The sequence below is a fragment of the Aquimarina mycalae genome, assembly GCF_029906345.1.
GTDB lineage: Bacteria > Bacteroidota > Bacteroidia > Flavobacteriales > Flavobacteriaceae > Aquimarina.
The window spans coordinates 148091-161037 of sequence record NZ_JARYGY010000001.1; the positions used below are offsets into that span (position 1 = coordinate 148091).

The following is a 12947-nucleotide window of genomic DNA, read 5'->3' on the forward strand; positions in this document are numbered from 1 at the left end:
TTATGAAAAAAATATTAGCAATTATAATTTTAGTCATTGTTCTTCTTTTTGCCTCTTGGTATGCTACTGTATATTTTGCGACGTATAGTGAAGGTGTTAGAAGTGGTGAACTGATTAAATTTAGCAATAAAGGCATACTGTTTAAAACCTGGGAAGGAGAAATCAGTCAAGGGATTTCTGGTGCACAGATATTTAGTTTTTCTGTAGAAGGTAAAAACGAAACCGTTATTAAAAAATTAGAAAAATTTCAAGGTAGATATGTAAAACTAAAATACAAAGAACGGTTTGCTACCATTTCCTGGTTAGGAGATTCAAAATATTTCGTTATCGATGTGGAAGAAGAAGAATCTCCACATTTCAGAAAATAATCAAAGAAATTAATTCATGAAAAAATATAAAACAGCACGAGAATCCAGAGTAGTAATTTCGGAATTAATGCTTCCGTCTCACTCAAATTTTAGTGGAAAAATTCACGGTGGATACATCCTATCTCTTATGGATCAAATTGCTTTTGCTTGCGGATCTAAGCACTCAGAAGCTTATTGTGTAACCGCTAGCGTAGATAAAGTGGATTTTCTAAAACCTATCGAAGTCGGTGAGCTTGTAACCATGAAAGCTTCTGTAAACAATGTAGGAAAAACTTCTATGGTTGTTGGAGTTCGAGTAGAATCAGAGAATATTATGACTGGCAAAGTGAAACATTGTAACTCTAGCTATTTTACCATGGTCGCTAAAAATAATGAAGGAAAAAGCATCGCTGTTCCAGGTTTGATTATGGAAAACGAAACAGCAGTGCGTCGTTTCGTAAGAAGTATTATTCGTAAAGATGATGCCAAAGCAAGACGAGATCGGTTTAAAGCTTCAGAATTTAAACTCGAAGATCATTTAGAATTATTAAAAGAATACAATGTAAAAATAGACTTATAATTTATCAATAATCTTTACGTTATAATCCTATAATATCACTTTAAGTGTTTGATACTTAAATTTGCTATATTGAAGAAAAATAAAAAGCTATGAAAACCCCATTTCGATTATTGTTGCTCTTATGTTTAATTACTTTAATAAGTTGTGGAAGCAGTGATGATGGCACTACTAGTATACCAGAAATTCCAATCGATCCTGATCCAATTCCAGGACAGACCTCTACATATATTGATCATGTAAAAACTATCATTGATACTAATTGTATTGAATGTCATGGAACTCCTCTTCAAAATTCTGCTCCGATGGCGCTTGAAACTTTTCAGGAAGTAAAAAATGCTGTGACCGATAGGAACTTGTTCAGTTTTATAGCCACTAATAATGCATTTAATGTAATGCCGCCATCTGATGAAGGAGGAAGAATGCCTCAAGCTACTATTGATATTGTTGAGGATTGGATTGCAGACGGACTTTTAGAGCAATAGAAGTATTTTTATAAATATTTTTATTTCCGTAAACGATAGGAAAACTACACCAAAAACTGAAAAAGATCTGGTTTGTCATTGAGATAATCTCCAAAGAAATTATGCTTCTTCATTCGAGAAATCAACGGCTGTAAATCATTTTTATCTTTAAGTTCTATCCCAACTACTGCTGGTCCGTTTTCTCTGCTTGATTTTTTAGAGTATTCAAAATGTGTGATATCATCATTAGGTCCTAGAATTTCTCCAACAAACTGTTTCAGAGCTCCAGCCCTTTGAGGAAAACGTACAATAAAATAATGCTTAAGATCTGCAAACAATAATGCACGTTCTTTTATTTCTGCAGTACGGGTAATATCATTATTACTTCCGCTAATAATACAAACTACATTCTTGCCTTTTATTCTATCTTTATAAAATTCTAATGCTGCCAATGTCAACGCTCCTGCAGGTTCTACAACAATTGCATCTCTATTATACAGATCCAAAATAGTCTGACATACATAACCTTCTGGAATGGTTATCATATCCGACAAATAAGACTTACATATCTCAAAGTTAAGATCTCCTACTTTTTGCACTGCTGCTCCATCAATAAATTTATCAATATCGAAAATCTCTGTATTCTTATTATTTTGAATAGAGGTTAACATAGAAGGCGCTCCTTCGGGTTCTATACCTACAATTTTGGTCTTGGGAGATAATGCTTTCATTGCTCCACATAAACCAGAGGCCAAACCACCACCACCTACAGCTACAAATACATAATCAATTGGAACATCTGCTTGTTTAAAAATCTCTAGCCCTATAGTGCCTTGCCCTTCGATTGTTTTTGGGTCATCAAAAGGATGTATAAATGTTTTACCTTCAGAAATACATACTTCTTTGGCAGCTTTAGAGGCATCATCAAAAGTATCACCTTCTAACACAATTGTAACATGAGATCCACCGAACATTTGGGTTTGCTCAACCTTTTGTTTAGGCGTTACCGTAGGCATATAGATGGTACCTTGGATTTTCAAATGATGACATGCAAAAGCTACTCCTTGCGCATGATTACCTGCACTCGCACAAACTACACCTTTAGCTAATTGTTCTTTATTAAGAGCATTGATCTTATTAAAAGCCCCTCTGATCTTATATGACCGAACTCGTTGAAGATCTTCTCGTTTCATTAGCACATTAGCATCGTATTTTCTAGAATATCGAATACTATTCATGAGAGGTGTAACCATGGAAACCTCCTTGATTACAGAAGCTGCTTCTTGTATATCTTCTAATTCTGGAAAATATGTGGTTACTGTTGAGTTCACTAATTCTAAAATGTTATTTCAAATATTTGCAAGTCTGAGCCCATCAAAGGTTACACAATACACATCTCAAAAAACTTCGACAGACCCAGCCTAAACAAATAAACTATTCAAATTTCATTATAAACTTTTATGTTTTTTACTATACTATCGGCTTCATAGCCGTCATAGAAGCCCTTAATCTATTACCTACAACTTCTATTGGATGGTTTCTTAATGTAGCGTTTACTTCTATCAGCTTAGCATTATCAACTTCATTACTTTTGCCATTATCATATGCTTTACCTATGACATCCGTATCGATCTTTTTCATAAAATCTGCTAATAAAGGTTTACAGGCATGATCAAATAAATAACAACCGTATTCTGCTGTGTCAGATATCACGCTATTCATCTCGAACAATTTCTTACGCGCAATTGTATTTGCTATAAGTGGAGTTTCATGTAACGATTCGTAATATGCGGATTCTTCAATAATACCAGATGATGTCATTGCTTCAAATGCTAACTCCACTCCTGCTCTAACCATAGCAACCATCAATACTCCATTGTCATAAAATTCTTGTTCTGAAATCTCAACATCTCCCGCAGGTGTTTTCTCGAATGCTGTTTCGCCTGTCGCAGCTCTCCAGGACAATAGGTTTTTATCATCATTCTTCCAATCTTCCATCATCGTTTTAGAAAAATGACCTTTCATAATATCATCCATATGTTTTTCGAATAATGGACGCATAATTTCTTTTAACTCTTCTGATAAATCAAAAGCTTTAATTTTAGCAACATTAGAAAGTCTATCCATCATATTGGTGATTCCTCCATACTTCATTCCTTCTGTAATAGTTTCCCAACCATATTGAATTAATTTGGAAGCATACCCAGCATCAATTCCTTTTTCTATCATTTTATCAAAACAAAGGATAGATCCAGTCTGTAATAACCCACAAAGGATGGTTTGCTCACCCATAAGATCTGATTTCACCTCTGCAACAAAAGAAGATTCTAATACACCCGCTCTATCACCACCTGTTCCTACTGCATATGCCTTAGCTTGTGCCAATCCATGTCCTTGAGGATCATTTTCAGGGTGTACCGCAATCAAAGTAGGTACTCCGAATCCTCTTTTATATTCTTCTCTAACTTCAGAACCAGGGCATTTTGGCGCTACCATAATCACGGTTAAATCTTCTCTTACCTGCATCCCTTCTTCTACAATATTAAATCCATGAGAATAGGATAAAGTAGCTCCTTTTTTCATAAGTGGCATTACCGTGTTAACCACCTGCGTATGCTGCTTATCTGGTGTTAAATTGATCACTACATCTGCGTTTGGAACCAGTTCTTCATAAGTACCTACAGCAAAGCCATTATCCGTGGCATTCTTATAAGATTGTCTTTTTTCTTTGATAGCAGCTTCACGAAGTGTATATGAAATATCTAATCCCGAATCTCTCATGTTTAGCCCTTGATTTAGTCCTTGTGCTCCACATCCTACTATTACTACTTTTTTTCCTTTAAGCGCATCAACTCCATCCTTAAATTCTGAGGAGTCCATAAATCTACATTTTCCTAATTGGGTTAATTGATCTCTTAATGATAGCGTATTAAAATAATTTGCCATTTCCTTCTTAATTTGTGATTACTTCCGTGTGTACGGAAATCTATTTAATTTTGATTTCTAGTTGTTTACTCTTTGATAATTATCATAATGCTTCTATTCCGAAACTTTCTATTATTTTGGAAATATGCATCTTTTCCTTTGTTACTGCTATTCTACCAGAACGCACAAACTGCATCAAACCATATGGTTCTAACTTATCATATAACTTCTCTACCTCTTTACGTCTTCCTGTTTTTTCTAATACAAAAAACTCTGGAGTTACAGTGACAATATTGGCATTGCTTTCTTTAATAACATTTTGTATTTGTCGCTCTTCAAACAATAATTTTGAAGCGATCTTAAATAGTGCAGTTTCTTGATAAATTGTTTCATCATCTTTATGATAAAACGCTTTAATAACCTCGATTTGCTTTTCTATTTGGCCTACCAATTTCTTCACTTGTTCTTCTGTAATTTTTACTACAATAGTAAAACGAAATACATCTTTTATTTCTGAAACAGAAGCCGTCATGCTATCTAAATTGATATGACGTTTCAAAAAGATTGCTGATATCCTATTCAACAATCCTATATTATTTTCAGTATACACTGATATTGTATAGCTCTCTCTCTCCATAATTAGCATAATCTTATATCTGAAACCGATGCACCAGTAGGTATCATAGGAAATACATTATTCTCTTTTTCTACACATACTTCTAAAAAGTAAGGCTCTGTTGAAGCAATCATATCTTTAATAGCCGATTGCAAATCTTCTCTTTTGGTTACTCTTTTAGCTTCTATATGGTATCCTTTAGCGATTGTTATGAAATCTGGATTAACCATTTCTGTAGATGCGTATCGTTTATCAAAAAACAATTGTTGCCATTGACGCACCATTCCAAGGAAATCATTATTAAGCACCACAATTTTCACTGGAACTTTAGTTTGAAAAATGGTTCCCAATTCTTGTATTGTCATTTGATATCCTCCATCTCCGATAATTGCTACAACTTCTCTTTCTGGAGCTCCCATTTTGGCTCCGATAGCTGCTGGTAATGCAAATCCCATTGTACCCAAACCTCCAGAAGTAACATTACTTTTGGATTTTACAAACTCTGCATATCTACAAGCAATCATTTGGTGTTGCCCCACATCCGACACTATAACCGCATCTCCTTTAGTTTCTTCATTGATCCCTCTTAAGACCTCTCCCATAGAAAGTCCATCTTTAGAAGGATACAGTTCTTCTTTGATGACTTTATCATACTCTATGGAGTCATAATCTTTAAATTCTTGCAACCAAGCATCATGAATACCAGGTTTTACCATCGGAAGTATTTCTGCAAGGGTATTTTTCACATTACCCATTACTGCAACATCGGCTTTCACATTTTTATTTATTTCTGCTGGATCAATTTCGAAATGAATAACTTTTGCTTGTTTAGCATACGTTTCTAAATTACCTGTTACTCTATCATCAAAACGCATTCCTACAGCCAATAACAGATCGCATTCATTCGTAAGTTTATTAGGTCCGTAATTACCGTGCATACCTACCATACCCACATTAAGTGGATGTTTTGTTGGTAACGCAGACAATCCCAAAATTGTCCAAGCTGCTGGGATTCCAGATTTTTCTATAAAATTCTTTAACTCTTCCTCTGCTTCTCCAAGAATTACTCCTTGTCCAAAAACGATAAGAGGCTTTTTAGCTTTATTGATTAAGTCAGCTGCCTGATTTAATGTTGTAGGATCAGTTTCTGGAACTGGTTTATAACTGCGTACTCCCTTACACGTTGAATATTTAAAATCCAGTTCTCCAAACTGAGCATCTTTGGTAATATCAATTAAAACTGGTCCTGGCCTTCCAGAACGTGCTATATAAAAAGCTTTAGCTAATACAGAAGGAATATCTTCTGCCTTAGTTACCTGATGATTCCATTTGGTGATTGGAGTAGAAATTCCAATAATATCTGTTTCTTGAAAAGCATCAGACCCCAATAAATGAGAACCTACTTGACCAGTGATACAAACCATTGGTGTAGAATCTATTTGAGCATCTGCTATTCCTGTAACAAAGTTTGTAGCTCCAGGACCTGATGTAGCAATGGCTACTCCTACCTTTCCACTGGTTCTGGCATATCCTTGAGCTGCATGCGTTGCTCCCTGTTCATGCCTGGTAAGTACGTGATGTAATTTGTCCTGAAACTTATACAACTCATCATACACTGGCATGATGGCACCACCAGGATATCCATAAATCAAATCCACACCTTCTGCAAGCAGGCAATGTATTACAGCTTCTGCTCCCGTCATGTGACCAGTAGTTACTTTAGTTTCTTTTTTTTCTATTTGCGTTTGTGTCTCCATTACGCTATATCTTTTTAGATTCTAGTTTTTATCCCAGAATGTTTTTAGAATTCATCTGTCACACAGCCTTGTGATGCAGATGAAACTGTATTGGCATATTTATATAAAACTCCTTTTTTGAACTTCAATGGTGGTTGCACCCAAGAAGCTTTTCTTCTTTTGATTTCTTCATCCTCTATAGCAACTGTAATTGCATTAGTTTCTGCATCGATAGTAATAACATCTCCATCTTCAACCAATGCTATTAAACCACCTTCTTGTGCCTCTGGAGTTATATGTCCTACTACAAATCCATGTGTTCCTCCCGAGAATCTTCCATCTGTTATAAGTGCTACATCCTTACCAAGACCCGCTCCCATGATTGCCGCTGTAGGTTTTAACATTTCTGGCATTCCAGGACCTCCTTTAGGGCCTTCGTACCGAATGACGACTACATTCCCTTTTTCTACTTTACCATCTCTTATTCCGTCGTTTGCATCATATTCACTATTAAATACTTTTGCTTTTCCTTGAAAACGAAGCCCTTCTTTACCTGTTATCTTGGCAACACACCCTTCTTCTGCGAGATTGCCAAACAATATTCTAAGGTGTCCCGTTGGCTTAATCGGATTTTCTAGAGATTTAATTACATCTTGTCCTTCTGTAAGATCTGGCACATCCAGTAAATTTTCTGCAAGTGTTTTTCCTGTAACAGTCAAACAATCTCCGTGAAGCAATCCTTTCTTTAATAAATATTTTAGCACTGCTGGAATACCTCCTACTTCATGTACATCTTCCATCAAGTATTTTCCGCTAGGTTTTAAATCTGCCAAAAAAGGTGTTTCATCACTTACTCTCTGAAAATCTGCAAGCGTAAACTCTACATCAGCTGCTCTTGCAATTGCCAGAAAGTGTAATACTGCATTCGTAGAACCGCCTAACACTGTTACCAATCGAATTGCATTTTCTAATGATTTTTTGGTTACAATATCCAGTGGTTTAATATCTTTTTCTAAAAGTGTTCTCATCGCTCTACCCGCTGCAATACTTTCTTCTTCTTTATTTTTACTAATTGCAGGGTTTGATGAATTATAAGGTAAAGACATTCCTAAAGCTTCTATTGCAGAAGCCATGGTATTGGCAGTATACATACCACCACAAGCACCTGCTCCAGGACATGCTTTTTCTATTACACTTTTATATTCTTTCTGAGTAATAGATCCTGCTACTTTTTCTCCCCAAGCTTCGAAAGCAGAAACTACATCTAATTTTTTTCCTTCGTGACATCCTGAAGCAATTGTTCCTCCATATACCAAAATTGAAGGTCGATTTAATCGTATCATTGCCATTAATGCTCCTGGCATATTCTTATCACATCCCACCACAGTTACCATTCCATCATAAGACATAGCCTGGACTACAGTTTCCATTGAATCTGCAATCACATCTCTAGATGGTAATGAAAAACGCATTCCTGGTGTTCCCATAGAAATACCATCACTTACACCAATTGTATTAAAAATAAGACCTACAACATCCTCTTCTTTTGTTCCTTGCTTTACTAACTTTGCCAAATCATTAAGATGCATATTACAAGGATTACCTTCATAACCTGTACTTGCAATACCTACTAATGGTTTTTTAAAATCTTCATCTGTTAAACCAATCGCATGAAGCATTGCTTGCGCTGCTGGTTGTGTATCGTCTTGTGTTACTTGTTTACTGTATTTATTAATGCTCATTCCTTTTGAATGTGAATTTTTTGCTAATTATTTAAAATTTTAACTATTTATTTATCATATCCTTACATAGCCAAATAAACCGCAGTATAAAATTATCCCGTAATGACTAAATCATTAAATTTTATTCAATATCCTTACAACATCCAACCATTCCTAAATATTTATTAATTACTGATTTACAACACATTACACTCTTCTTATTTACAATCACTATTTGTTAATTTTTATTATACATTCTTTTTTAAGCATAAAAAAACTCCCTTCAAAATCTGAAGGGAGTCTAGTATTTACATTACTTCAATATCCCCTCATCGTAGTGAAATAATCACGACGATACTAATGACATTGATACTAATATTTTTTATTGTTCTCATTCTACTCTTTAAAATATGCAAAAAAAAATCCCTTTACTTTCGCAAAGGGATTTTTATATGTTACTATATTACAAATATCCCTTTCATCGCAGTGAAATAATCACGACGTTGCTAATGACATTAATAATATTGATGTTACTTGTTCTCATTGATGGTGTAAATATAATGAAATATATATTTGAAAAATAGGTTATACATTAATTTTTAATATAAATCACATCAAAATATTATAAAAACATTCTTTTAACTAACAATTAAGGAGTTACCAAAAATGGTAACTCCTTATTACATAAAATGTATCCTCAACTTATTTTTTAATGTTTAACAACCCTAATTATTTTAGTATGTTTATCGGCTTGTATTTTTACAAAATACACTCCTGCAGCCTCAAGTTCTCTCCCTAAAGCAACTACATTATCTGCTTTATTATACCTTTGATATATCAGTTCCTTACCTGAAATATCAAATACACTAATAATAAAATCATCCTTTATTTTTGACACATCAATATTAAATGTATCTGTAAATGGATTTGGGAACACATTAAAATTATCAATTCCTATATTTGATTTCAAATTAGCTTCTCCAATAACTACGGAATAATCTTCATATTCTCCATAACGAACATCATTTGTACCTGTGTTACAGGGGTTATTTTCTATGTCATAATACGAAACTAATATTCGCATTTTTGTCGTTCCAATTGTTGCTGTATTCGGCACTGCAACAGAAACATCTCCTATTAATGCTGTAGTCTTTGTTAATGTATAAGATTCTCCTGCATCTGTAAAATCACCATCTATATTCCAATCGAAGAATGCATAGATTTCGTCACTTCCTCCTCCATTATATCCAGCAATATTTACTCGAAGATTATAGTTAGTTCCAGCATTTACATTTCCAGATATTGAAGTAAAATCATCATATCCAGTAGCATTTCTAGTCGAGGAGTTGTTAATCCCCGCAAAAGCAACATTAGTCACTCCTTCTGGGCCATCGTTTCCTGTTGCAGCACAATAAGTGACATTCGTTTGACAAGGGTCACATGTAGAACCTCCACAATCAACTCCTGTCTCATCTCCATTTTGCATACCATCTGTACAAGTAGGACCTGATGTACCTCCAACAATTACAGTATAATCTTCGACTTCATCACCTTCTGTTACACCACAAGGAGATGGGTTACTAAACCATCTGTAACGAACTCGTAATCTGGTCGAACCATTCTGAGCATTATTTGGTACTACAACGGTAGCGGATCCAGATCCTGTACCTCTTGGTTTCATCAGAACCTCTTCTCCAGAATCCTCAAAATCTCCATCTTTATTCCAATCGATCCAACCTCCAACTACATTAGAATTCCAATTTGAACTAGTAATTCCTGGAGTAACCGTTAACGTTATGGATTGTCCTTTTTCGACATTAGTACTTTGAGATGTGAAATCTGTATAAGCACTATTCTGACTTGTATTAGAAATAGATCCAAAAGTTACTTCTGCTATATAATTTGATCCTTGTCGTCCAGCACTACAATAGGTCACACTTGTATTACAAGGGGTACAATCGGGACCACCACAATCAACCCCAGTTTCATTTCCATTTTGAATACCATCATTACATGTTGGATCTACTGTACAAGGATTACAATCAGGACCATCACAATCTACTCCAGTCTCATTTCCATTCTGAATACCATCATTACAGGTTGGATTAGCACTTCCACCAATAATAAACACAAAATAATCTTCTACTTCACCACCAGTAGTCCCTGTTGTACCACAAGGCTCAGGAGCAGTATGTATTTTATAACGTACTCTTAATCTGGTGGCACCATTTTTTGCTGTATTAGGAACTACAACGGTTGTTGTTACACCACCAGGACCATTGGTTTTCAATAAAACCTCTTCACCTGCATCCGTAAAGTCTCCATCTTTATTCCAATCAATCCAAGCTCCAAAATAATTAGGATCATGGAAATCGATTCCTGGATTAACGGTTAAAGTAACAGACTCGCCTTTAACAAGATTAGTTCCCAGGTTAGTAAAATCAGTATAAGAACTATTTCCACTTTTATTAGAGATAGCACCAAAGATAACTTCGTCTATATAATTTGTACCTTGACTACCTGCAGCACAATAACTTGTAGGCATAGGATCAGAATTTCCGTCGGTTATACTAAAATTAGCATTTGTAATATCGAAAAAGATATTATTCGTACCTCTTACCATAATTCTATTTACACCTCCTTGATTGTCTGGTATTGTAATTTGATGAGAACCATCATTAGGTACCGCAGAAGCTAAGGTTATTGGGTATGTATTTCCTCCATCTATAGATAACAAAATATCTACAGTTGCCGCGTTTACTCCATTTCCTGTGGTTCCTGCTACATTCCAGGTTACCGTATGCGTAGAGCCTACTGGTGCATCAAATCTTGTGTTTTGAGAAGTTATCACAAAGGGACCAGCAGTTCCACTTACTGTAATAACAGCATTATCAGAATCTGTATTACCTCCTCCTGGATGATTATCTCTTACAGTGAATCTAAAATTCATAGTTCTAGCAACAGAAGGTGTTACCTCCCATTCGGAAGAAGAATCTCCTGCTTTTATAGCCGAAAGGTCAGGCATATATCGATTTGGAGATGTTGAAGGAGGCTTATAACGGAATAAAGGACCGACAGTTGACGTAGCACGAGGAGGCATAGGAGCTATTTCTTTATCCATTTGGTTCCAAGTATATGTTAGTTGGTTTGAAGCAGTATTAGGATCGGTAGCTGACCCTTCTAATATAAATGGAGTAGATCTTGGAATCGTATAATTACCTCCCACACTAGCTACTGGCGCACTATTACCGACTGATCTTGTGGTACCGCAACCTGCTGTGCTTACAATATGATTCCACATTTCATCTATTTGTTTAGCATGAAAAAAAACATATTGCGTATTTTCTGTATTAGGATCACAACCTGTATATGCCATGATCGTATTACCTCCTCCTGGTTCAACGGCACCTTCGTCAAGACGATTACCCCCACACGAGTTGTTAAACGAATGGTTAGCACCGAATTGATGGCCTATTTCATGAACGAATGTGCGAAAGAAATAATCTGCGACAGATGTGAAAGGATGAGCACCAGTGGCTCCTTGGGCTTTTTTACTATCATCACATACAGATCTTAATGCTCCACGTCCAGTCCCATCTGAATCTAAAACATGACCAATATCATAGTTAGCATTACCAATTGCGGCATCAAGAACTCCTTGACCTTCATTTACCGATATCGAAGTATTACCATGTGTAATACCATCAGTAGCTCCATTAAGAAAAATGGAATTCTCAATATTAGGCACTAATTCAAATGTCGTTCCAAGATCTCTTTCATAAATCGCATTCACTCTAGTCATAAGATCATTCAACTCGGCAAGTACTGCAGCTTTTCTTTGTTGAGTCGAACCATTTGTGACGCCTGCCTTATCAGTATAAATTTTAGACAATTCTCCTGTTACCGCTATAGCCATTCTGTAGACTCTAACACGACCATCATTAGCATCTTTTCTTGCTTTGTTTGATTTTTCTGCTTGCTTTGTACTTTTTTCTGAAAAAGTTTTGGCTGCATTATCAATTATTTGACAGTTAATCGGTTCTGACCCATCCGTTTTTGAAGTAACAACATAATCTTTACTATTACTATCATAAGGCTTTATATGTACTAATTTAGTATCCGATTTCATAATCATACCTCTAAGGCTATTATGTCCCAAACTAAAATGTACAACTTCGTTTTCTCCATTAACAGGCGTACCCACATAAGATTTAATATCGGGGTACTTTTTGGCCAAATCAGGATGTAAAGCATTTGTTTCCTTTACTCTGTATTCTTTAAATTTTCCGTCTTCGGTAGGAAGTGTGATAATGACATTTGATTGACCAAAATAATTATATCTATTCGGACAATGAGATAAAACATCCTTAAATTTCTCTACACTAAGGTGATAAGTGTTTTGGTTCGAAGTCTTCTTAGTAGAAGAAATGTTTGTGCTTTCAATAGGGTTATTATTTTTTTTCCAAAAATTATTGGTTTGTGAAAACCCAAAATGGAAAACAAATAAACCCATAAATAAGACGAGTTGATTTTTCATCGCTAAAGTATAAGTTTGTGTTAG

9 protein-coding genes are annotated in these 12947 nt (G+C 35.3%); 3 read left to right on the forward strand and 6 right to left on the reverse strand.

Features of this window, described 5'->3' with window-relative positions:
• Nucleotides 1-2 precede the first annotated feature (2 nt).
• The 3 genes from QBK95_RS00615 to QBK95_RS00625 all read left to right on the forward strand — a co-directional run bounded on the left by QBK95_RS00615 (nucleotide 3) and on the right by QBK95_RS00625 (nucleotide 1409).
• The gene (locus QBK95_RS00615; RefSeq protein WP_280929454.1) at nucleotides 3-368 is read left to right on the forward strand and encodes a DUF8785 domain-containing protein; all 366 of its coding nucleotides are present in this window, start codon (nucleotides 3-5) and stop codon (nucleotides 366-368) included.
• A 16-nt stretch (nucleotides 369-384) separates the two neighbouring features.
• Nucleotides 385-927, forward strand: a complete 543-nt coding sequence (locus tag QBK95_RS00620; RefSeq protein ID WP_280929456.1) for an acyl-CoA thioesterase — start codon at nucleotides 385-387, stop codon at nucleotides 925-927.
• Between the two features lie 89 nt (nucleotides 928-1016).
• A complete protein-coding gene (locus QBK95_RS00625) occupies nucleotides 1017-1409 on the forward strand; it encodes a hypothetical protein (RefSeq protein ID WP_280929458.1) in 393 nt (130 codons plus the stop codon).
• Nucleotides 1410-1453: 44 nt separating this feature from the next.
• Here QBK95_RS00625 and ilvA read toward each other — a convergent pair whose 3' ends face one another.
• The 6 genes from ilvA to QBK95_RS00655 form a co-directional block, all read right to left on the reverse strand.
• Nucleotides 1454-2719, reverse strand: coding sequence for a threonine ammonia-lyase IlvA (gene ilvA, locus QBK95_RS00630; protein WP_280929460.1), 1266 nt, complete (start codon nucleotides 2717-2719; stop codon nucleotides 1454-1456).
• 139 nt (nucleotides 2720-2858) lie between these two features.
• On the reverse strand, nucleotides 2859-4334 hold the full coding sequence (gene ilvC / locus QBK95_RS00635) for a ketol-acid reductoisomerase (protein ID WP_280929462.1): 1476 nt from the start codon (nucleotides 4332-4334) through the stop codon (nucleotides 2859-2861).
• A gap of 82 nt (nucleotides 4335-4416) precedes the next feature.
• Nucleotides 4417-4950 (reverse strand): acetolactate synthase small subunit, encoded by a 534-nt coding sequence (gene ilvN / locus QBK95_RS00640; RefSeq protein ID WP_280929464.1) that lies wholly within the window; start codon nucleotides 4948-4950, stop codon nucleotides 4417-4419.
• Nucleotides 4951-4952: 2 nt separating this feature from the next.
• Complete coding sequence (ilvB, locus tag QBK95_RS00645) at nucleotides 4953-6686, reverse strand: biosynthetic-type acetolactate synthase large subunit (protein WP_280929466.1); 1734 nt, start codon at nucleotides 6684-6686, stop codon at nucleotides 4953-4955.
• A gap of 44 nt (nucleotides 6687-6730) precedes the next feature.
• Nucleotides 6731-8407 carry a dihydroxy-acid dehydratase gene (gene ilvD / locus QBK95_RS00650; protein ID WP_280929468.1) on the reverse strand — a complete coding sequence of 559 codons (1677 nt, stop codon included), beginning with the start codon at nucleotides 8405-8407 and terminating at the stop codon, nucleotides 6731-6733.
• 688 nt (nucleotides 8408-9095) lie between these two features.
• Nucleotides 9096-12923 (reverse strand): GEVED domain-containing protein, encoded by a 3828-nt coding sequence (locus QBK95_RS00655; RefSeq protein ID WP_280929471.1) that lies wholly within the window; start codon nucleotides 12921-12923, stop codon nucleotides 9096-9098.
• Nucleotides 12924-12947 lie beyond the last annotated feature (24 nt).